We start from the raw sequence: 22,025 nt of genomic DNA, 5'->3' as shown, positions 1-22,025 counted from the left end.
CAAAGAGGATGGAAGATGCTCCGGACATTTTCGCCGCGAGCGGCCGGTCGCGGCCTTACACGCGGCGTACGACGTGCAGCAGGTACTCCTTGCGGTTGAGTGGGTTGTGGTTCGTGCGGGGGCGGGTGGGGAAGGCGTCGCGGACCGGTTGGTAGTGGTCGAAGGCGGCTTCCAGTACGCCTTCGCCGCTGGTGAGAGTGGGCAGGCGCTGTTCCAGCGCGTGTACCTCGGCCGCCGGGATGTCGCCTTCCAGCAGGTACGAGGCGCCCTGCGGCACCGCCGTGTGTGCGACGCCGCGCAGCCGGGACAGGACGGGCAGTACGGAGCCGTAGGTGTCTGCCGGGATGTCGAGGCGGAAGCGGTGCATCGGCTCGTGGACCTGGCTGCCGGCCTGTTCCAGCGCGTTCATCAGGACCAGGGGCGTCAGCAGGCGGAAGTCGGCGCCGGTGCTGGACATGTTCTTGTCGAAGCCGCCGTGGGCGCTGCTCTGGCGCGGCGCGTAGCCGGAGTGCGTCATCGTGACCGTGCAGTCGGTGACCTGCCAGCCGTGGAGGCCTTGGGTCAGTGTTTCCTTCACGGTGTCCTCGACGGCAGCGAAGAACGCGTACGGCATGGATCCGAGTTCGACTTCCAGCCGGAATTCCACGCCGGTGCCGACGGGTGCGGGATCGATGCGCAGTCCGATGGTGGCGAGGAAGGGGTTGGGGTCTTTGCCCATGAATTCCACGGCCGCGCCGCTGCCTTGGGGTCGTTCGACGCAGATGGTCGTGGTTTCGCGGAAGGTGACGTCGAGGCCGTATTCGTCCGCCAGTGTTGCTTCGATGACTTCTTTCTGTACTTCGCCGTAGAGCGATACGGCGGTTTCCTGCCGGATTTCGTCCTGGCGGAGGTTGATCAGCGGGTCTTGTTCGGCGAGTTGGACGAGTGCGCTGTGCAACGCCCCTCTGTCGGCGGGGCGGCAGGGGGAGATGACGGTTTCCAGGGTCGGCGGTGAGAAGTGGTGGGTGTCCGCCGTGTCGCGCGGGGTGCCCACCGGGTCGCCGACGCGGATGTCGCCGAGTCCCCAGAGCCGGGCGATCTGTCCTGCGCCGACGTGGTCGCGCCGGTCGGACGAGCCGTTGTCGAAGACGCTGATGGCGGTGACTTTTCCTTCGTCGGCCTTTCCTCCGTCGGTTTTTCCTCCGCCGGTACCGAACGGCAGCAGGTCCCGGGTGCGTACCGTGCCGGAGAACATCCGGACGTAGGCGATCTTCTCTCCCGCCGGGCCTCGTTCGATCTTGAACACGGTGCCGGAGACGGGCCCTTCGGGAGCGCCTTCGGTGGCGGGCAGCAGTTCGCGGATGCCGGTGGTCAGGGCGTCGATGCCCGCGCCCGTGATGGCGGAGCCGAAGAACACCGGGTGGACGCGGGCCCGGCCGGTCTGGGCCGCGAGTTCGTCGTGGAGGCGGCCGTACGTGAGGGCTTTCTCGTCGTGCACGTACGTGGCGAGGAGTGCGTCGTCGTGCGCGGTGAGCAGGTCGGTCATGCGCGCGGTGAACTCGGTGTCGGCCGCGGCGTACGGGGTGCTGTGGGCGTCGCGGGTGCCCAGGCCGCCGGTGGATCCCATGGGGAGCACGGCCGGGGTGAGTTTTTCCGCGATGTCCCGCAGGAGGGACGCGTGGCGCGCGCCGCGCCGGTCGATCTTGTTGACGAAGACGAGGGTGGGGATGCGCAGCCGCTGGAGCGTGCGCATCAGTACGCGGGTCTGCGCCTGGACGCCTTCGACGGCGGAGATGACGAGTACGGCGCCGTCGAGCACGCCGAGGACCCGTTCCACTTCGGCGATGAAGTCCGGGTGGCCGGGGGTGTCGATCAGGTTGACGGTGATGTCGTCGACGGCGAAGGAGACGACGGCGGATTTGATGGTGATGCCGCGTTGCCGTTCCAATGCCATGGAGTCGGTCAGCGTGTTGCCGTCGTCGACGCTGCCGATGGTGTCGATGGCTCCCGCGGTGTGCAGAAGCCGTTCGGTCAGGCTTGTCTTACCGGCGTCGACGTGTGCCAGGATTCCCAGGTTCAGCGTGTGCACAGAGCGTCATGTCCCTCGAACAGGTGATGGTGATTACCTTCGTGGTGTGCATGAACGCTTCGCGCATGTTCCCGCTCCTGACTGTTCGGCTGTCGCTGTCGTCGGACAGTGGATCAGAGAGCCGTTTCGCGGACAACCGATTAAAAGGGACGTGGCACAAGGAAATGGCCCGCACCCCGGCATTGCGGGGTGCGGGCCTTTTCCGTGTGCGTACGCCCATATGGGTAAAGGCGCGTAAGGGGCTCAGTCCTCGCCCAGGTACGCCTTCCGTACGGACTCGTCGTGCAGCAGGTCTTGACCCGTACCCGACAGCACGATTTTGCCGATTTCCATCACATGGCCCTGGTCGGCGAGCGACAGCGCTGCCTGTGCGTTCTGCTCGACCAGCAGGATGGTGGTTCCCGCCGCCTTCAGCTCGACGATGGTCTCCATGATCTTCTGCATCATGATCGGGGAGAGGCCCATCGACGGTTCGTCCAGCATGAGCAGCTTGGGCTGCGACATCAGGGCGCGTCCCATGGCGAGCATCTGCTGCTCGCCGCCCGAGAGGGTGCCTGCCGCCTGCTTCCGGCGTTCGCCCAGGATGGGGAACAGGTCGTAGGCGCGCTGGATGTCCTTCTCGATGCCGGCCTTGTCGCTGCGGAGGAACGCTCCGAGCTGGAGGTTCTCCTCGATGGTGAGCCGGGGAAAGATGTGGCGGCCTTCGGGGGAGTGGGCGAGGCCCAGCGACACGATCTTGTGCGCGGGGACTCCGCTCAGCGGCTTCCCGTCGAAGGTGACGCGCCCCGACACCGGCTTGAGGAGCCCGGAGAGGGTGCGCAGGGTGGTGGTCTTGCCCGCGCCGTTGGTGCCGATGAGAGTGACGACCTGGCCGGCTTCGACGCTGAAGGAGATGCCCTTGACGGCCTCGATCTTGCCGTAGGCGACCTTGAGGTCCTCGACCTCGAGGAGTGCGGTCACTTCGCTTCCCCTTCCGGACCCGTGGTGCCGGTGGTGCTGGTGTTGCCTGCGGCTTCCGCCGCCTCGACTTCGGCGACTTCTTCGCCACCGGGTGCGCCCTCGAAGGGTGTTCCGAGGTAGGCGGCGATGACGCGTTCGTCGCTCTGGACGACCTCGGCGGTGCCTTCGACGAGCTTCTCGCCCTGGACGAGGCAGGCGACGCGGTCGGAGAGGTTGAAGATGAAGCGCATGTCGTGCTCGATGACGAGAACGGCGATGCCCTGGTCACGGATGGCGAAGACCAGTTCTTCGGTGGCGCGGGTCTCCTGCGGATTCATGCCCGCGGTGGGCTCGTCCAGGAGGAGCAGGCCCGGTTCGCTGGCGAGGGCCCTGGCGATCTCCAGCTTGCGCTGTTCGCCGTAGGGGAGGTTGCGCGAGAGGTGGTCCGCCTTGTGGTCCAGGCCGATGAACGCGAGGAGTTCCATGGCGCGTTCCCGGGAGGCCGCCTCGGCCTTCCGGAAGCCGGGGCCGCGCAGGATGGCGGACCAGAGGCCTTCCTTGGTCCTGGTGTGGCGTCCGACGAGGACGTTCTCCAGGACGGTCATGTTGGCGAAGAGCCTGATGTTCTGGAAGGTACGGGCGATCCCCGCGCTGGTGACGAGGTGGGGCTTGGGCGGCAGGACCGTGCCCTTGTAGCTGACCTGGCCCTCGGTGGGCACGTACAGGCCGGTGAGGCAGTTGAAGAAGGTGGTCTTGCCGGCGCCGTTGGGGCCGATGAGCCCGACGATCTCACCGCTGTTGACGGTGAGGTCGACGGAGCGTACGGCGGTGAGTCCGCCGAAGCGCATGGTGACGCCGGACGCTTCGAGGACGGCGGAGGTGGTGGTCGCGGTGGTGGTCGCGGTCGTCATCGTGGTTACGCCCCCGCCTTGGTGACGCCGACGGTGGCGGCGGACAGGCCGTCGTCCGGTGGTACGTCGAGCTGGCCGGTTTCGTGGAATTCGAGCTGGCTCCGCCGGTTGGCGATGATGCCCTCGGGGCGGAAGCGCATCAGGACGATGAGCGCGATGCCGAAGGCGAGGAGTTCGTACTCCTTGAGGAAGCCCAGCTTCTCGGGGATGAGGTAGAGCAGGGTCGCGCCGAGGATGGGACCGCCGACGGTGCCCATGCCGCCGAGGACGACCGCGGCGAGCAGGAAGGCCGAGTTGGGCGGCGCCGCGCCGGCGAACTGGTACGGGCTCGGCACGACGCTGTACGTGACGTGGGCGCTGACGGTGCCCGCGAGACCGGCCAGGGTGGCGCCGAGCGCGAAGGCGATGAGCTTGACCCGGAAGCCGTTGATGCCCATGGCGGTCGCGGCGGTCTCGTCCTCACGGATGGCGATCCAGGAACGGCCGATACGGGAGTCCGCCGCGCGGTTGAACACCAGCACGACCAAGCCGGTGATCAGCAGCATCAGGAAGAAGTAGTTGGCGAAACGGCCGATCGTGAAGCCGCCGATGTCGTGCGGATTACCGAAGTCGAACCCGAAGAGATTGAGGTCGGGGATGCTCGGGATACCGTTGGGACCGTTGGTGACGTTGGGGCCTGAGGAGCCGTCGAGGTTGTTGACGGCGATACGGAAGATCTCTCCGAACCCGAGGGTCACGATGGCGAGGTAGTCGCCGCGCAGCCGCAGGGTGGGTGCGCCGATCAGGACGCCGAAGACGAGCGAGGCGGCCATGCCGGTCAGCGCGGCGGCCCAGAACGGGAACTGGACGCCGGAGAAGCGGGAGAACTCGGATCCCGAGACCAGGGCGGCCGCGTAGGCACCGACGCCGAGGAAGGCGACGTACCCGAGGTCGAGGAGCCCGGTGAGGCCGACGACGATGTTGAGGCCGAGGGCGACGGTGCCGAAGATCAGGATGTTCACGCCGAGGTTGGCGTTGTGGTCGTTGCTCTGGGTGAACGGGAAGAGCGCCGCCGCGAGGAACGCCATGGAGGTGGCGAATCCCTTGTGCCGGCCGTTGAGTTCGGAGAACCGCTCGACGAGTCCCGCGCTGAAGAACGCCATGGCGCCGAGGACGACGAGGAGGATGAACCCGACGAAGGTCTCGCTCTCCTCGTTGTCGATGCCGATGCCGTAGCTGAAGGCGGCGAGGCCGACGGCGGTGACCAGGGTGATGACGATCCGCTGGACCCAGGCGGGCTGTTCGGCCGCCCGGGGCAGCCGCTCCGGCTTCGCGAGGTACTCCCGTACGGAGGAACCGGAGTGCGGCAGGGCGAGCGCGCCGAGGACGGGCAGCGCTCCGCCGACGACCGCGACGTACGCGCCGGGGTCGAGGTTCGCGAGGCCGCCGAGGTCGATCGCGATGGCGATCGCGGTGAACCAGGTGACCGCGAACGCCGAGAGAGCCGCGAGGAGTACGGGGTTGGTGGCGCCGGCCGGGTTCAGCCAGCGCAGTCCGCGGATCTCCCAGCGGGTGAGGCCGAGGAGCAGGGTGAGCAGGCCGGCGATGAGCGCGAGGATCTGGAGCCCGGCCGGATAGCCGTAGACCGTGAGGTCGCCGGGGAACTCCGAGGTCCAGGTCCAGGACATGAAGGCGCTGGCGATGGTGACGACGGCGCCGATGACGACGAGGAGTCGGGCGGTGGCGCCGGGAAGCGGGACGATGCCGCGGTCGGTGTGCTGTGTGGTGGTGGTCATGGTGCTCACGCCCTGTCCGCGACGCGTTCGCCGAGCAGGCCTTGTGGCCTCAGCAGCAGTACGAGGATGAGGAGGATGAAGGCCCACACGGACGCCCAGCCCTGGCCGCCGAACTGCTCCATACCGGGGATGTCGGCGATGTAGGCGGTCGCCATGGCCTCGGCGAGGCCGAGGACGATGCCGCCGAGCATGGCGCCGTAGATGTTGCCGATACCGCCGAGGACGGCGGCGGTGAACGCCTTGAGGCCGGCCTGGAAGCCCATGGAGTAGTCGATGCTGCCGTACTTGAGGCCGTAGGCGACACCGGCGACGGCCGCGAAGAGACCGCCGATGGCGAAGGCGATCACGATGATGCGGTTGGTGTCGATGCCCATGAGCTGCGCGGTGTCCGGGTCCTGCGCGGTGGCCTGCATGGCGCGGCCGGTGCGCGAGGTCCGGATGAAGAAGGCGAGGGCCGTCATGCAGAGGAAGGCCGCGATGACGAGGAAGACGTCGCCGCTCTGGATGTTGACCGACCCCAGGTGGAACGGACCGAAGGGCAGCTGCGGGAAGACCCGCGATGTCCTGGCGTCCGGGTAGAGGTTGAAGACGACCTGCTGGAGCGCGAGGGACAGCCCGATTGCGGTGATGAGGGGCGCCAGGCGTGGCGCGCCGCGCAGGGGTCTGTACGCGAAGCGCTCCGCTCCGACGGCGATGAGGACGGCGACGAGCGCGCCGCCTATCAGCATCGCGGGTAGGGCTATCCACATGGATATGCCGTCGGGCAGGACGAGATAGACCGTGAGGGCTCCGAAGCCGCCGGTCATGAAGATCTCGCCGTGGGCGAAGTTGATGAGCTGGACGATGCCGTACACCATCGTGTATCCGATGGCGATCAGCCCGTACATCGAGCCGAGGAACAGCCCGTTGGCCAGCTGCTGCGGCAGGGTGTTCACCGCATGGCCTCCATGTGGTCGGGGTGGTGAACGGGGGAGGAAAGCGGGCGACCCGCCGCGGTGGCTGCCGGTGTCACGGTGGTGCTGTGCGGCTGCGGACGGCGACGGGTCGCTCTCGTACCGGTGTCTGAGGGCCGGTGTTGTCCGGCAGCGCGGTCGGACGCGCTGCCGGACGGGCGCTGCGGGTGCTGCGTGGTGCGGGTCGAGCGGTCGTGCGGGGTCGCGGGTCGTGCGGTGCGGCCGGTGGCTCAGCCGGCGTCGTACGTACCGCTCTTGACGGCCTTCCAGGCGCCGTTGACGACCTGGTAGACGGTGAGCTGCTTGTTGGTGGTGTCGCCGTACTCGTCGAACGAGACGGGACCCGCGATGCCCTCGAAGTTGGACTTCTGGACCTCGGCGACGATCTGCTTGCGCGCGTCGTCGGGAACCTTGCCGTCCTTCACGACGTTGCCGACGGCCTTGATGATGGCGGTCGCGGCGTCGTAGGAGTAGCCACCGTAAGTGCCGTAGTCACCGGGGTACTTCTTGGCCTTGTACTTGGCGATGAAGTCCTTGGCGGCGGGCAGGGTGTCGACGGGCGTGCCGACGGAGGTGGCGAGGTCGCCCTCCGAGGCCTTGCCGGCGGTCTGGATGTAGGTCGGGGTGAACATGCCGTCGCCGCCCATGAGGGGGATCTTGGCGCCCGCGTCCTTGAGCTGCTTGGTGAGGATCTCGGACTCGTCGTACTGGCCGCCGTAGTAGAGGATGTCGGCGCCGGAGCTCTTGATCTTGGTGACGAGGGTGGAGAAGTCCTTGTCGCCGGTGTTGACGTGGTCCTCGCCCGCGACCTTGCCGCCTTCCTTGAGGAAGCCCGCCTTGAAGAGCTTGGCGAGACCGGCGCCGTAGGTCTGCTTGTCGTCGACGACGAAGACGTTCTTCTTCTTCAGGGTCTGGTACGCGTACTGCGACGCGAAACCGCCCTGGAGGGCGTCGGTGGTGGCGGTGCGGAAGTACGTGTCGTAGTCGCGCTTCTTGGTGCCGCTGTTCCAGTTCTTGCCCTGGGTGAGTTCCGGCGCGGTGTTGGCCGGGGAGATCTCCACCAGGTCGGCGCTGGCGAACGTCTTCTGCATGGACGTCGCGACACCGGAGTTGAGCGGTCCGACGACACCGAGCACGTCGTCGTTGGCGACGAACGCACTGGCGTTCTGCTGGCCGGTGGCCGGCAGCGCCTTGTCGTCGAGGGCCTGGACCTTGAAGGTGACGCCGGGGACGGTCTTCTTCTCGTTGGCGTCGTCGACGGCTATCTGGACGCCGTACTGGAGGCCGAGACCGGTCGCGGAGTTGGGGCCGGTGAGGGGGGCGTCGACACCGATGATCACGGTGGCGTTGCCGCCGCCGCTGTCGCTGCCACCCTTGTCGTCGCGCGAACCGCACGCGGTGAGTGTCAGTGCTCCGGTGGTCAGCACTGTGGTGAGTATGAGCAACGAACGCTGTCGCACGATGGGTCCTCTCCCTGGCGCGGCCCCTCTGCTGAGGTGCCGTGTGTCTCGCCGGGCCGTACGGATGCTGCTGGCCATGCAGTGGACGCGCCCGGCGGCGCGGTGACTGGGCGTGACTCTAAGCGAGTTGACGCGATGGAGGACCGGAGAGGGACAGGATGTGACTGTCTTGTTATGCCAATGAGGAGAACCGGCGGTCGCAGTGTGGACAGATGGGGTGTTTATGTCCGCCCTCCACATGCCCACATAGTGAGAACTCCCAGTTCCGCTAAGGGGCTTGGGCCGATCATGCTCCTGACGGCCTGCGAAACATGCCGACGCCTTCCACGGAACCTGTGACTTTTTCCGGTAGGGATGGGCGCGGGCGCAACTCGGGGCGAAAGGCCCTTTCCGTATTGCGTACTTGTTACGCGGTGTTACGAACGGGAAAGCCGGACCGTCACCATCGGTGACACGGCGAAGGGCCCGGACAGCTCAACAGCAGCTCAACGGTCCGGGCCCTGCTTGTCGTTCGTGGTGCTCGTGAGAGCGCGTCAGTTCTGCGCCGGGGCGTCGCGCAGCAGGCAGGTCAGCCGTGCGGTGCAGACGCGCTTGCCGGCCTCGTCGGTGATGACGATCTCGTACGTGGCGGTGGAGCGTCCGAGATGGACCGGAGTCGCCACACCGGTCACCGACCCGTCCCTGACGCCCCGGTGGTGGGTGCAGTTGAGGTCGACACCGACGGCGAGTCTGGTGCTGCGGCCGTGCAGCATCGCGCCGACGGAACCGAGGGTTTCGGCGAGCACGGCGGAGGCACCGCCGTGCAGCAGCCCGTACGGCTGGGTGTTGCCCTCGACAGGCATGGTGCCGACGACCCGCTCCACGGTCGCCTCGACCAGCTGCACGCCCATGCGCTCGCCGAGGTGTCCGGCGGAGAAGAGGGCGGGCAGGTCGGTGCCGAGGGCCGCGTACTCGTCGACGATGTCCTGCGGCAGCTTCACTGTGGACTGTTCACCCATGGAACCCGGCTCCGATCGTCTGCGTGTGGCGCGCGGCGCGTGCGCGGCCGCGCACCTCTTACTTACCAGATGCCTGAGCGAACGCTTAGCGCGTGTGTCTTCCAGGGGTGGGATCAGGAGTCGGACGTGGCCGGTTCGAAGCGCACCACGACGGACTTGCTCGCCGGGGTGTTGCTGGTGTCGGCCGTGGCGCCGAGGGGGACCAGGACGTTGGTCTCCGGGTAGTAGGCGGCCGCGCAGCCGCGCGCGGTGGGGTAATGGACCACGCGGAAGCCCGGGGCGCGGCGTTCGGCGCCGTCCTTCCATTCGCTGACCAGGTCGGTGTACGCGCCGTCGGCGAGGCCCAGTTCACGTGCGTCGTCCGGGTTGACCATGACGACGCGGCGGCCGCCCTTGATGCCGCGATAACGGTCGTCGAGGCCGTAGATGGTGGTGTTGTACTGGTCGTGCGAGCGCATGGTCTGCAACAGCAGCCGTCCCGGCGGCAGTTGCGGGAACTCCACCGGCGCGGCGGTGAAGTTGGCCTTTCCGGTGGCGGTGGGGAAGCGGCGTTCGTCGCGTGGGGCGTGCGGGAGCGTGAAGCCGCCGGGGCGCGCCACGCGCTCGTTGAAGTTCTCGAAGCCGGGGACGACCCGCGCGATGCTGTCGCGGATCCGCGCGTAGTCCCGCTCGAACCGCTCCCAGGGTGTGCGGGACGCCGGGCCGAGTACGGCGCGTGCCAGGCGGGCGATGATGGCCGGCTCGGAGAGCAGGTGCGGGCTCGCCGGGGCGAGGTTGCCGCGGGAGGCGTGCACCATGCCCATGGAGTCCTCGACGGTGACGACCTGCCTGACGCTGTCCTGGACGTCCTTGTCGGTGCGGCCGAGGGTGGGCAGGATCAGGGCGCGCGCGCCGTGCACGGCGTGCGAGCGGTTGAGTTTGGTCGATACGTGGACGGTGAGACGGGCGTTGCGCATCGCCGCCTCGGTGACGGCGGTGTCGGGGCTCGCGCCGACGAAGTTGCCGCCCATCGCGAAGAACACCGAGGCCCTGCCGTCGCGCAGCGCTTCGATGGACCGCACCACGTCATAGCCGTGACGGCGGGGCGAGGTGATGCCGAACTCGCGGTCCAGGGCGTCGAGGAAGGCCGGGGCAGGCCGTTCGAAGATACCCATCGTGCGGTCGCCCTGCACGTTGGAGTGACCGCGCACGGGACAGACGCCGGCCCCCGGGCGGCCCACATTGCCGCGCAGCAGAAGGAAGTTGACGACCTCACGAATGGTGGGCACGGAGTGCTTGTGCTGGGTCAGGCCCATCGCCCAGCAGACGATGGTGCGTTTCGAGGCGAGGGCCATGGCCAGGGCCTCTTCGATCCCGGCGCGTTCGAGACCGGTGGCGGTGAGCGTCTCGTCCCAGTCGGCGGCGCGCGCGGCCGCCGTGAACTCCTCGTACCCGTGGGTGTGTTCGGCCACGAAGGCCTCGTCGACGGCGCCGGGCGTCTCCAGGATCAGTTTGTTCAGCAGGCGGAAGAGGGCCTGGTCGCCGCCGATGCGGATCTGGAGGAAGAGGTCGGTGAGCGGGACGCCCTTGACCATGCCCAGGGGAGACTGCGGGTTCTTGAACCGTTCGAGACCGGCTTCGGGCAGTGGGTTGACCGAGATGATCTTCGCGCCGGCGGACTTGGCCTTCTCCAGGGCGGAGAGCATCCGGGGGTGGTTGGTGCCCGGGTTCTGGCCGGCCACGATGATCAGATCCGCCTGGTGCAGGTCCTCCAGGGAGACGCTGCCCTTGCCGACGCCCAGCGTCTCGGTGAGCGCGGAACCCGACGACTCGTGGCACATGTTGGAGCAGTCGGGCAGGTTGTTCGTGCCGAATTCACGGGCGAAGAGCTGGAGCAGGAACGCGGCCTCGTTGCTGGTGCGTCCCGAGGTGTAGAAGAGGGCTTCGTCGGGGGAGCCGAGCGCGGTCAGCTCCTCCGCGATGATCGCGAACGCCTTTTCCCAGCTCACGGCCCGGTAGTGGTCCTCGCCGTCCGGTGACGCGCCGGCCTCCAGCAGCATGGGCTCGGTGATCCGGCCCTGCTGGCCGAGCCAGTAGCCGCTGCGGTCCGCCAGGTCGGAGACCGAGTGCTCGGCGAAGAAGGCGGGAGTCACCCGGCGTACGGTCGCCTCCTCCGCGACGGCCTTCGCGCCGTTCTCGCAGAATTCCGCGGTGTGCCGGTGGTCCCCTTCCGGCCAGGCGCAGCCGGGGCAGTCGAAGCCGTTCTTCTGGTTGACCTTGAGGAGGGTTCTCGCGGTGCGTGCCACCCCCATCTGCCGCTGCGAGACGAGGAGAGAATGCGCGACGGCGGGGATGCCGGCCGCGCTGTGCAGGGGTGCGGTGACGTGCGGGTCGTCCTGGGCGGGATCACCTGCGGGCGGGTTGCCGGCCATCGCGCTCTCCTTCGGTACGGGGGCGAACCTCTGGGCTGGAACTGGAACTGGGGCTGGTGGCTACGGTACGGCCGCCACCCGTCCCGGGGCCGCGCTCCGCGTGCCGCGCGTAGCGGCGGGACGGCGGGAGACGGTCCGGCGGGACGGCGGGAGCTGTCCGCGCGTCGGGGATTGTCAGTGCGACGTGGCAGGATCGTGGATGTGGCTGAGACAGCATCGAAGAAGACCGCAGACATCCGTCCCCGCCTGCTCCTCATGGACGGGCACTCCCTGGCGTACCGTGCGTTCTTCGCGCTGCCCGCGGAGAATTTCACGACCGCGACAGGGCAGCCGACGAACGCCATCTACGGCTTCGCGTCGATGCTGGCCAACACGCTGCGCGACGAGGCGCCCACGCATTTCGCCGTCGCCTTCGACGTGTCCCGCAAGACATGGCGCGCGGAGGAGTTCCCCGAGTACAAGGCGAACCGCTCCAAGACCCCCGACGAGTTCAAGGGGCAGGTCGAGCTGATCGGCGAGCTGCTGGACGCGATGCACGCCGACCGGTTCGCGGTCGACGGGTTCGAGGCGGACGACATCATCGCGACGCTCGCCACCCAGGCGGAGGCCGCCGGCTTCGAGGTGTTGATCGTCACCGGCGACCGTGACTCGTTCCAGCTGGTCAGCGAGCACACCACGGTCCTGTATCCGACCAAGGGCGTCTCCGAGCTGACCCGATTCACCCCGGAGAAGGTCCAGGAGAAGTACGGACTGACCCCGGCGCAGTATCCGGACTTCGCGGCCCTGCGCGGCGACCCGTCCGACAATCTCCCCGGCATCCCCGGGGTCGGTGAGAAGACCGCCACGAAGTGGATCAATCAGTTCGGGTCCTTCGACGAGCTGATCGCGCGCGCCGAGGAGGTCAAGGGCAAGGCCGGGCAGAATTTCCGCGACCATCTGGAGTCGGTGAAGCTCAACCGCCGGCTCACGGAGATGGTGCGTGACGTCGAGCTGCCCAAGACGCCCCAGGAGCTGGAGCGCGCCGCGTACGACCGTGCGGCGGTGAAGGGCGTGCTCGACGTCCTGGAGATCCGCAATCCGAGCCTGCGCGAGCGGCTGCTCGCCGTCGATCCGGGCGCGGTGGAGGACGAGGCGCCGGCGCCCGCCGCCGGCGTGGAGCTGGACGGCACGGTCCTGGGACCGGGCGAGCTGGCTCCCTGGCTGGCCGAGCACGGCGTGCGGCCGCTCGGTGTCGCCACGGTCGACACCTGGGCGCTGGGCACCGGAAGCATCACGGAGATCGCGCTCGCCGCCGCCGGAGGCGCTGCTGCCTGGTTCGACACGACGCAGCTGGACGAGCCCGACGAGCAGGCGTTCGCGGCCTGGCTCGCCGACGCCGAGCGCCCCAAGGTCATGCACAACGCCAAGGGTGCGATGCGGGTGGCGCCGGAGCACGGCTGGCGGGTCGGCGGCGTCACGATGGACACCGCGCTCGCCGCGTATCTGGTCAAGCCGGGCCGCCGCTCCTTCGCGCTGGACGCGCTGGCCATCGAGTATCTGGGCCGCGAGCTGGCGCCCGCGGCCGCCGCCGACGGGCAGCTCGCGTTCGGCGGCGACGAACAGGCGGAGGCGGACGCGCTGATGACGCAGGCCCGCGCCGTCCTCGATCTGGGCGACGCGTTCACCCAGCGGCTGGGCGAGGTCGGCGCCGTCGGCCTGCTCGACGACGTCGAGCTGCCCACCTCGGAGCTGCTGGCCCGGCTGGAGCGGCACGGCATCGCCGCCGACCGCGCTCATCTGGAGGCCATGGAGGCGCAGTTCGCGGGCGCCGTGCAGCAGGCGGTGAAGGAGGCCCATGCCGCGGTGGGCCACGAGTTCAACCTCGGCTCGCCCAAGCAACTCCAGGAAGTCCTCTTCGGCGAGCTGGGTCTGCCCAGGACGAAGAAGACCAAGACCGGTTTTACGACGGACGCCGACGCGCTGGCCTGGCTCGCCGCGCAGACCGAGCACGAACTGCCGGTCATCATGCTGCGCCACCGCGAGCAGGCGAAGCTCCGGGTCACGGTCGAAGGGCTGATCAAGTCGATCGCCGCCGACGGCCGGATCCACACCACCTTCAACCAGACGGTGGCGGCGACGGGACGGCTCTCGTCCACCGAGCCCAACCTGCAGAACATCCCGGTCCGCACCGACGAGGGCCGCGCGATCCGCCGCGGCTTCGTCGTCGGTGAGGGCTACGAGTCACTGATGACCGCCGACTACAGCCAGATCGAGCTGCGCGTGATGGCCCACCTCTCCGAGGACGCCGGTCTCATCGAGGCGTTCACCTCCGGCGAGGACCTGCACACGACGGTCGCCTCTCAGGTGTTCGGCGTGGAGAAGTCCGCGGTCGATCCGGAGATGCGCCGCAAGATCAAGGCGATGTCGTACGGCCTGGCCTACGGGCTTTCCGCGTTCGGCCTCTCCCAGCAGCTGAACATCGAGGCCGCCGAGGCGCGCGGGCTGATGGACACCTTCTTCGAGCGCTTCGGCGGCGTCCGCGACTACCTCCAGCGGGCCGTCGTGGAAGCCAGGGCCACGGGCTACACGGAGACGATGCTCGGCCGCCGACGCTATCTCCCCGACCTCAACAGCGACAACCGGCAGCGCCGGGAGATGGCGGAGCGGATGGCGCTCAACGCCCCCATCCAGGGCACCGCCGCCGACATCGTCAAGGTCGCGATGCTCAACGTCGACCGTGCGCTCAAGCAGGCGGGTCTCACCTCCCGGATGCTCCTCCAGGTCCACGACGAAATCGTCCTGGAGATCGCTTCGGGCGAGCGCGAGCGGGTGGAGGAGCTGCTCCGGCGCGAGATGGCGGGCGCGGCCGAGCTGCGCGCTCCGCTGGACGTCTCGGTGGGAGTGGGCTCGGACTGGGAGTCGGCGGCGCACTGACCGGGCGGACCGGGCCCACCGGCCCGGCGGTTCACCGACCGGGCGGCCCGCTGCTCGGGCGACACCGCCCGGCAGCCCGAAGTGCCGGGACCCGGGCCTCCCTTGGTCCTCCGTCCACCGGCCCGCCCTTCCCCGCCGGGAAGCGGCGGTCCGAAGGCCGGGGGGCCGGCAGGTGGCGAATTGGTGAAAACCGGCACCTACTGGTTTGCCGGGCGGGGGACTTGACGTAGGGTCGCTGAGTCTTCGCGCGGGGAGCGCGGTGTCTGTTTATGGGGAGGGACCAGCGTATGGCAGCGCGATTCGGCCGTCGACTGCGCAGAGGAGCGACCACCACCGCGGTGGCCGCCGCCGCCATCGCGGCGCTCTCCGCCTCGGGAGCACCCGCCGTCGTACCCAGCACGGCCGCGGGCGGCCAGTCGGCGGACACGACCGTACCGCCGTCGTCCGACACCGCGGTCAGCGGCGATTCTCCGTACCACACGGAGCTGCCGCCGCTGAAAACCCCGGACAAGCCCGGGACTTCGATAGGTCTGCCCGAGGAGGGCACCCCGGAAGCGGGCATACCCGCGTCGGTACTCGCCGCGTACAAGCAGGCCGAGCGGACACTCGCCGATACCAAGCCCGGCTGCAACCTCCCGTGGGAGCTGCTCGCCGCCATCGGCAAGGTCGAGTCGGGCCAGGCGCGCGGCGGCAACGTCGACGCGAACGGCACCACCATCGCCCCGATCCTCGGCCCGGTCCTCAACGGTGTCGGTTTCGCCGACATCTCGGACACCGACGGCGGCCAGTACGACGGTGACGCGATCCACGACCGGGCGATCGGCCCGATGCAGTTCATCCCGTCGACGTGGGCCACCTGGGGCCAGGACGCCAACGGTGACGGCGCTAAGGACCCCAACAACATCTACGACGCGGCGCTGGCCGCCGGGATGTACCTCTGCGCGGGCGACCGTGACCTGTCGGTCGAGGCGGACCTCCACCAGTCGATCCTCGGCTACAACCACTCCCAGGAATACCTGGACACGGTCCTGTCCTGGCTGGAGTTCTACCGCAACGGCACGCACGAGGTCCCGAACGGCAGCGGTGTACTGCCCACCAGCCCCGGCGCCGTGAACCCGAGCCCGTCGCCCCGCCCCACCCCGGGCCCCGGCACCACGCCCTCCCCGAAGCCGAGCGGTTCGCCCAGCACGGGCGGCGCCCCGTCGACGCCCAAGCCGGACGACCCGTCGAAGCCGTCCAAGCCGACGAAGCCCTCCGATCCGGCCACGCCCCCGTCCCAGCCGGGCGGCCCCACCTCACCCCCGCCGGGCGGTGACGAGCCCGGTACGCCGGCGCCTCCGGCGCCCCCGGTCGTCAAGCAGCTCACGAAGGCCGGCGGGGACCTCCTCACCGCCGTCGCGGGCGCCCTGTTCGAGGACCACGCCGTCGTACGGGCCGAGGACGCCGACGGCAAGCCCGTCGCCGGGGTGAAGGTGCGCTTCCAGATCGTCGGCGCGACCGACGCCCGCTTCGAAGGCGGAGCGTCCGTGGTCACCGTCGTCACCGGAGACGACGGCACGGCGAGCGCCCCGGCCGTCCAGGCGGGTGAGCGGACGGGCGACTTCACCGTCCGTGCCACCACCGGCGCCGAGGGCGTCGCGGCCGTCGACTACGCGGCGACCGTGACGGAACGTCAGGCCGATGGAATCGTCAGGACCTCCGGCACCCCGCTGACGGCCGCGCCGGGCGCGCGGTTCGCCCAACGCGTCGAGGTCCAGGCCACCTTCCGGGGCGCGATCGCGCCGGACGTCGCCGTGACCGCCTCCATGGTCACGTCGGCCACCGACACCACCGTGCCCGGCAAGGGGCCCTACTTCACCGACCTGTTCGGCAACCGGACCCGCAGCCTGACGGGTCTCACGACCGACGCCAACGGTGTGCTGCGCCTCCCGAAGATCTTCGCGGACGACGCGACCGGCACCTTCCTGCTCCGCCTCGAAACCGCGGGCGGCGCGACGCTGACCGTGGAACTCACCGTCGAGGCACCGGCGCCGCAGCAGTAACGCGCACCCCGGCTCCGCATGCGAGCACCACGACAGAGCCCTTCCCGCCGGCCATCGGCGGGAAGGGCTCTGTCGCGTAAGTCCACCTATTTCAGCGGCGGTTGTTCAGCCGCCTGGTCGGCTCCGCCGTCGACGGATCCTCCGGCCAGGGGTGGCGCGGATAGCGGCCGCGCAGCTCCGCACGCACCGCGCGGTACCCCTCCCGCCAGAACGACGCCAGGTCCGCCGTGACCGCCGCGGGGCGCCCGGCCGGGGAGAGGAGATGCACGAGCACCGGCACGCCCGCCACCCTCGGAGTCTCCCGCAGCCCGAACAACTCCTGCAGTTTCACGGCCAGTACGGGCTGCTCGCCGCTGTAGTCCACCCGTATCCGCGACCCCGTCGGCACCTCGACGCGCTCCGGGGCCAGCTCGTCGAGCCGCCCCGCCTCGCCGGTCGCCCAGGGCAGCAGCCGGCGCAGCGCCTGCCCCGCGTCCAGCCGGGCCAGGTCCGCCCTGCGCCCGGCCCTGGACAGTTCGGGCTCCAGCCAGTCGCCGGCGCGTTCCAGCAGCGCGGCGTCCGTCACCTCCGGCCAGCCGCCGCCCACTGCCCGGTGCAGGAAGGCGATCCGCTCACGCAGCCCCTGTGCGTCGCGGCTCCAGTGCAGCAGCCCGGGTCCCTCCGCGCGCAGCCCGTCGAGCAGCGCCGCGCGCACGAGCGACGGGTCGGGCTTCTTCAGCGGGCGAACGGACAGCTCGACCGCGCCGAGCCGTTCGACCCGGCGCGCGACGACATCGCCGTTCTCCCAGCGCACCTCCTCGCCGGACGAGCGCAGCGGGCCGGCCGCGGCCAGCGCCGTGTCCTCGTCGATGACGGCGGCCAGCCGTACGCGCGCGGCGACCGCGGTGGCGGGACGGTCCGCCACCGCCACCGCGAGCCAGGGCGCGCGGCGCAGAGCCGAACCGTCGGCCGTCTCGGCACCGGTGCCGGACACCATCAGGTACGTGCTCTCCGCGCGGGCCCGCGCCACGCGCTCGGGAAAGGCCAGCGCGGCGACGAGCCCGGCGGCCATGTCGTCCGTGAGCTGTCCGCCGGAAGTCTTCCCGGCCGCCGAATCGCCGCCCGCCGCGGAGTGCAGCCGCCGGGCCTCCTGCTTCCAGCGGGCGGCGTACGCGTCCGCACCCCGGCGCGCCGTCCGCCAGGCCGCCGCCAGATCGTCCCCGTACGACCGGGGCGGCTCCTCGCTCAGCAGCGCCACCACCTCGGCGGCCCTGCGCGCGCCCACCTGCCGGGCGCCGTCGAGCAGGGCACGCGCGAGCCGCGGGTGCAGGCCGAGCCTCGCCATCCGTACACCGCGCTCCGTCGCCCTGCCCGCCGCGTCCACCGCGCCGATCGCGGCGAGGACGGCACGCGCGGCCGCCAGCGCCCCCGCGGGCGGCGCGTCGAGCAGCGCGAGACCGGAGGCGCCGGGATCGCCCCAGCACGCGGCCTGGAGCGCGAACGCGGCGAGGTCCGCCACCTTGATCTCCGGGGAGGGGAACCGTACGAGCCGGGTGTCCTCGGCCTCCGTCCAGCAGCGGTAGACCGTACCGGGCGCCTCACGCCCCGCACGTCCCGCGCGCTGCCGGGAGCCCGCCTGGGACACCCGTACGGTGGTGAGCGCGCTCAGCCCGCGCGCGTGGTCGGTACGCGGTTCGCGCGCGAGGCCCGCGTCCACCACGGTCCGCACGCCCGGCACCGTCAGGGACGATTCGGCGACCGCCGTGGCCAGGACGACCCTGCGGTTGCCCGAAGACCCGGCGAGAACCGCGTCCTGCACGGCGGCCGGAGCCCGGCCGTGGACCTGGAGCACCTCGGCGCCGACGTCCCCCAACTGGCCCGCCACCCTGCTGATCTCCCCCACCCCGGGCAGGAAACAGAGCACATCGCCCGGCCGCTCGGCCAGCGCGCGCCGCACCACCGACGCCACATGCGTGAGCAGGACGGGATCGACCCGCATCCCGTGCGGGGGCCGCACCGCTGTCGCGGGCGGCGCCCACACCACCTCCACCGGATGGGACACGCCCTGCGCCTCGACCACCGGGGCGTCCCCCAGCAGCCGCGCCCAGCCCTCCGCGTCGGTCGTCGCCGAGGCAGCGACGAGCCGCAGCCCGGGCCGCAGGGCCGCGCGTACGTCCAGCAGGAAGGCCGCGACCGTGTCCGCGTCCAGATGGCGCTCGTGGCACTCGTCGATGATCACCACATCGACCCCGGCCAGCTCCTGATCGCGCTGCAGGCGCTGGAGGAGGACACCGGTGGTGACGACCTCCACGACGGTCTCTGGCCCGGCCGCCCGCTCGCCGCGCACGGTGAACCCGACACGCCCGCCGACCTGCTCGCCGAGCAGCCAGGCCATCCGCCGGGCCGCCGCGCGGGCCGCGATCCGCCGCGGCTCGGCGACGACCACCCGCCGTACGGGACGGCCGTCTGCGGCGAGCAGTCCGGCGAGCGCCAGCGGTACGAGCGTCGTCTTGCCCGTCCCCGGCGGCGCGCACAGCACCGCGCAGCCGGGGCCGTCGAGGGCCCGCTCCAGCGCGGGCACGGCGGTACGTACGGGAAGGCGGTCGAGGGCGTCGGTTCGGATCACCCCCTCAGTCTCGTACGCCCCGTCCCGTACGCCGGTCCGGGTACGCCCCCGTCCCGTACGCCGGTCCGTTCGGCTACGTCAGTCCCGCTCGCAGACGAAGATCGCCGTTCCCGGGATCAGCGCGCCGCGCAGCGGGGACCAGCCGCCCCACTCCTGGCTGTTCCAGGCGGGCCATTCCGGCTCGACGAGGTCGACCAGCCGGAAGCCGCCCGCGATCACGTCGCGCACCCGGTCGCCGAGCGTCCTGTGGTGCTCGACGTAGACCGCGTTGCCCTCCGCGTCCTGCTCCACGTACGGCGTGCGGTCGAAGTAGGAGGACGCCGCCGTCAGCCCTTCGGGCCCCGGCTCGTCCGGGAACGCCCAGCGGACGGGGTGCGTGACGCTGAAGACCCAGCGTCCTCCCGGCCGCAGCACGCGGTGCACCTCGCGGAACACCTTCACCGGGTCGGCCACGAAGGGGATCGCGCCGTACGCGGAGCACGCCATGTCGAACGAGCCGTCCAGGAAGGGCAGCGCGCCGGCGTCCGCCGTCACGAGCGGCAGGGCCGCCGAGCCCTCGGGCGCGTCCGCGGCGGCCTTGCGGTCCTGGCCGATCCGCAGCGCGTGCTGGAGCTGGCGGTGCGAGAGGTCCAGCGCCACCGGACGCGCGCCCTGTCCCGCCAGCCAGCGCGAGCACTGCGCCGCGCCCGCCCCGATCTCCAGGATGTCGAGGCCGCGCAGCGAATCCGGCGGGCCCAGCAGCTCGGCCTCCACCTCGTCGAGCCCTTCCGGGCACCAGACGAACCGGTCGTCGCCGAGGAAGGTGCCGTGCTCGATCTGGTAGTCGTCCGCGTTGCGGTCCCACCAGCCCCGGTTGGCCCGGCTGCTCTCCGTGTCACCGGTGTCGCGACGGGTCGCTTCCGGCTCTTGGTCTTGGATCTCTTGGATCATCGTGTCCGTCGTCGTAGTGTGCGGGGAGTCGCCATGGGGCTCTTCTGGCCTCATCGAACGCTCGTTGTGCCGGTTTTGTGACGTTCCGCCCCGGGTGTGCGCCTTCGCGCATTGACCGTGCCCGGCTGCCCCCGTATGCTAAAGGTTGCGCTGCGGGCTTGCGCGCCTCAGACGTAGCAGCCGCGCTCGCGACTGTTGTATGCCCCCTCGGTTGTCGAGGCGCTTATCCCGTTGTAGGGGATCGGCGCTTCCTAGGCTGTCCGGCTTCGGCAGAAGCGATAAGGGCTCCCGGCGTAGCAGTACCTACGACTCACTGTCCGCACCGGAGCCCTAACCCACATGACGAGCAGCACCGAGACCACCGCCACCACCCCTCAGGTTGCGGTCAACGACATCGGTAACGAGGAAGCCTTCCTCGCCGCGATCGACGAGACGATCAAGTACTTCAACGACGGCGACATCGTCGACGGCGTCATCGTGAAAGTCGACCGGGACGAGGTCCTGCTCGACATCGGTTACAAGACCGAAGGCGTCATCCCGTCTCGCGAGCTTTCGATCAAGCACGACGTCGACCCCAATGAGGTCGTCAAGGTCGGCGACGAGATCGAAGCCCTTGTTCTCCAGAAGGAGGACAAGGAAGGCCGCCTGATCCTCTCGAAGAAGCGCGCCCAGTACGAGCGCGCCTGGGGCACCATCGAGAAGATCAAGGAAGAGGACGGAATCGTCACCGGCACCGTCATCGAGGTGGTCAAGGGTGGTCTCATCCTCGACATCGGCCTCCGTGGCTTCCTGCCGGCTTCCCTCGTCGAGATGCGCCGCGTCCGCGACCTCCAGCCCTACGTGGGCAAGGAGCTCGAAGCCAAGATCATCGAGCTGGACAAGAACCGCAACAACGTGGTCCTGTCCCGCCGTGCCTGGCTGGAGCAGACCCAGAGCGAGGTCCGCCAGACCTTCCTCACGACCCTGCAGAAGGGCCAGGTCCGCTCCGGCGTCGTTTCCTCGATCGTCAACTTCGGTGCGTTCGTGGACCTCGGCGGCGTCGACGGTCTCGTGCACGTCTCCGAGCTGTCCTGGAAGCACATCGACCACCCCTCCGAGGTTGTCGAGGTCGGCCAGGAAGTCACCGTCGAGGTTCTCGACGTGGACATGGACCGCGAGCGTGTCTCCCTGTCGCTCAAGGCGACGCAGGAAGACCCGTGGCAGCAGTTCGCCAGGACGCACCAGATCGGTCAGGTCGTCCCCGGCAAGGTCACCAAGCTCGTTCCGTTCGGTGCGTTCGTCCGTGTGGACGAGGGCATCGAGGGCCTGGTCCACATCTCCGAGCTGGCCGAGCGCCACGTGGAGATCCCGGAGCAGGTCGTCCAGGTCAACGACGAGATCTTCGTCAAGGTCATCGACATCGACCTCGAGCGCCGTCGCATCAGCCTCTCGCTGAAGCAGGCCAACGAGGCGTTCGGTGGCGACCCGGCCGCGGTCGAGTTCGACCCGACGCTGTACGGCATGGCCGCGTCCTACGACGACCAGGGCAACTACATCTACCCCGAGGGCTTCGACCCCGAGACCAACGACTGGCTCGAGGGCTTCGAAGCGCAGCGTGAGGTCTGGGAGACGCAGTACGCCGAGGCGCAGACGCGCTTCGAGCAGCACCAGGCCCAGGTCATCAAGTCCCGCGAGGCCGACGAGGCCGCTGCCGCCGAGGGCGCTGCCGCCCCCGCCGGCGGTGGAAACGCCCCGGCTGCCTCCGGTGGCAGTGGCGGCGGTTCGTACTCCTCGGAGTCCGACGACAACTCCGGCGCCCTGGCGTCGGACGAGGCCCTTGCCGCGCTTCGCGAGAAGCTGGCGGGCGGCCAGAGCTGACGCTCTGACCTCGCAGGTGGTACGTAGATAGCGTGTACGTGAGGCCCGCTTCCCCTCGGGGGAGCGGGCCTTTCGCGTATGCGGAGGCCTTCGCGTGCGGGAAACCCTTCGTCCAGGGGTGCTCGCTGGGGCCGGCGGCCAAGCGAGTCAACGGCTTTGGAGC

At 69.8% G+C, this 22,025-nt stretch carries 13 protein-coding genes; 3 read left to right on the top strand and 10 right to left on the bottom strand.

Going from position 1 to position 22,025, the window contains the following annotated elements:
* Nucleotides 1-55: 55 nt before the first annotated feature.
* The 8 genes from ACIP6N_RS04740 to ACIP6N_RS04705 all read right to left on the bottom strand — a co-directional run bounded on the left by ACIP6N_RS04740 (nucleotide 56) and on the right by ACIP6N_RS04705 (nucleotide 11,515).
* Nucleotides 56-2,068, bottom strand: coding sequence for a GTP-binding protein (locus ACIP6N_RS04740; RefSeq protein ID WP_401812894.1), 2,013 nt, complete (start codon nucleotides 2,066-2,068; stop codon nucleotides 56-58).
* A gap of 243 nt (nucleotides 2,069-2,311) precedes the next feature.
* The gene (locus ACIP6N_RS04735; RefSeq protein WP_401812893.1) at nucleotides 2,312-3,028 is read right to left on the bottom strand and encodes an ABC transporter ATP-binding protein; all 717 of its coding nucleotides are present in this window, start codon (nucleotides 3,026-3,028) and stop codon (nucleotides 2,312-2,314) included.
* Complete coding sequence (locus ACIP6N_RS04730; protein ID WP_401812891.1) at nucleotides 3,025-3,918, bottom strand: ABC transporter ATP-binding protein; 894 nt, start codon at nucleotides 3,916-3,918, stop codon at nucleotides 3,025-3,027. The genes ACIP6N_RS04735 and ACIP6N_RS04730 overlap by 4 nt, the downstream gene beginning before the upstream one ends.
* Before the next feature lie 5 nt (nucleotides 3,919-3,923).
* Nucleotides 3,924-5,693, bottom strand: a complete 1,770-nt coding sequence (locus tag ACIP6N_RS04725; RefSeq protein WP_401812889.1) for a branched-chain amino acid ABC transporter permease — start codon at nucleotides 5,691-5,693, stop codon at nucleotides 3,924-3,926.
* A 5-nt stretch (nucleotides 5,694-5,698) separates the two neighbouring features.
* Nucleotides 5,699-6,628 carry a branched-chain amino acid ABC transporter permease gene (locus ACIP6N_RS04720; protein ID WP_401812888.1) on the bottom strand — a complete coding sequence of 310 codons (930 nt, stop codon included), beginning with the start codon at nucleotides 6,626-6,628 and terminating at the stop codon, nucleotides 5,699-5,701.
* Nucleotides 6,629-6,876: 248 nt separating this feature from the next.
* Nucleotides 6,877-8,106 (bottom strand): branched-chain amino acid ABC transporter substrate-binding protein, encoded by a 1,230-nt coding sequence (locus tag ACIP6N_RS04715; protein ID WP_401812886.1) that lies wholly within the window; start codon nucleotides 8,104-8,106, stop codon nucleotides 6,877-6,879.
* A 533-nt stretch (nucleotides 8,107-8,639) separates the two neighbouring features.
* Nucleotides 8,640-9,104, bottom strand: coding sequence for a hotdog fold thioesterase (locus ACIP6N_RS04710; protein WP_401812885.1), 465 nt, complete (start codon nucleotides 9,102-9,104; stop codon nucleotides 8,640-8,642).
* A gap of 113 nt (nucleotides 9,105-9,217) precedes the next feature.
* Nucleotides 9,218-11,515: an FdhF/YdeP family oxidoreductase gene (locus ACIP6N_RS04705; RefSeq protein ID WP_401812883.1), complete on the bottom strand. Its 2,298-nt coding sequence runs from the start codon at nucleotides 11,513-11,515 to the stop codon at nucleotides 9,218-9,220.
* A 201-nt stretch (nucleotides 11,516-11,716) separates the two neighbouring features.
* Here ACIP6N_RS04705 and polA point away from each other — a divergent pair, with 201 nt between their 5' ends.
* Both polA and ACIP6N_RS04695 read left to right on the top strand, forming a co-directional pair.
* Nucleotides 11,717-14,428 (top strand): DNA polymerase I, encoded by a 2,712-nt coding sequence (gene polA / locus ACIP6N_RS04700; protein WP_401812882.1) that lies wholly within the window; start codon nucleotides 11,717-11,719, stop codon nucleotides 14,426-14,428.
* A 287-nt stretch (nucleotides 14,429-14,715) separates the two neighbouring features.
* Nucleotides 14,716-16,470, top strand: a complete 1,755-nt coding sequence (locus ACIP6N_RS04695) for a lytic transglycosylase (protein ID WP_401812881.1) — start codon at nucleotides 14,716-14,718, stop codon at nucleotides 16,468-16,470.
* Between the two features lie 91 nt (nucleotides 16,471-16,561).
* Here the strand turns inward: ACIP6N_RS04695 and hrpB are convergent, their stop codons facing one another.
* A complete protein-coding gene (gene hrpB / locus ACIP6N_RS04690; protein WP_401812879.1) occupies nucleotides 16,562-19,075 on the bottom strand; it encodes an ATP-dependent helicase HrpB in 2,514 nt (837 codons plus the stop codon).
* Between the two features lie 78 nt (nucleotides 19,076-19,153).
* On the bottom strand, nucleotides 19,154-20,005 hold the full coding sequence (locus ACIP6N_RS04685) for a class I SAM-dependent methyltransferase (protein WP_401812878.1): 852 nt from the start codon (nucleotides 20,003-20,005) through the stop codon (nucleotides 19,154-19,156).
* Nucleotides 20,006-20,344: 339 nt separating this feature from the next.
* Between ACIP6N_RS04685 and rpsA the strand changes: the two genes are divergently transcribed.
* Entirely contained in the window at nucleotides 20,345-21,862 is a 1,518-nt protein-coding gene (gene rpsA / locus ACIP6N_RS04680; RefSeq protein ID WP_401812877.1) for a 30S ribosomal protein S1, read from the top strand.
* Nucleotides 21,863-22,025: the final 163 nt, after the last annotated feature.

The organism is Streptomyces sp. NPDC088725 (assembly GCF_044751305.1).
In the GTDB taxonomy this organism is placed as follows: Bacteria; Actinomycetota; Actinomycetes; order Streptomycetales; family Streptomycetaceae; genus Streptomyces.
The sequence above is the reverse complement of the archived record's forward strand: the minus strand, read 5'-3'. Positions and strand labels throughout refer to the sequence as shown.

Excerpts from the sequence above, each read along its gene's own strand:
- ACIP6N_RS04695 (WP_401812881.1), top strand. The coding sequence starts at position 14,716 with ATGGCAGCGCGATTCGGCCGTCGACTGCGCAGAGGAGCGACCACCACC.
- ACIP6N_RS04685 (WP_401812878.1), bottom strand. The coding sequence starts at position 20,005 with ATGATCCAAGAGATCCAAGACCAAGAGCCGGAAGCGACCCGTCGCGAC.
- ACIP6N_RS04710 (WP_401812885.1), bottom strand. The coding sequence starts at position 9,104 with ATGGGTGAACAGTCCACAGTGAAGCTGCCGCAGGACATCGTCGACGAG.
- ACIP6N_RS04725 (WP_401812889.1), bottom strand. The coding sequence starts at position 5,693 with ATGACCACCACCACACAGCACACCGACCGCGGCATCGTCCCGCTTCCC.
- ACIP6N_RS04705 (WP_401812883.1), bottom strand. The coding sequence starts at position 11,515 with ATGGCCGGCAACCCGCCCGCAGGTGATCCCGCCCAGGACGACCCGCAC.
- rpsA (WP_401812877.1), top strand. The coding sequence starts at position 20,345 with ATGACGAGCAGCACCGAGACCACCGCCACCACCCCTCAGGTTGCGGTC.
- ACIP6N_RS04730 (WP_401812891.1), bottom strand. The coding sequence starts at position 3,918 with ATGACGACCGCGACCACCACCGCGACCACCACCTCCGCCGTCCTCGAA.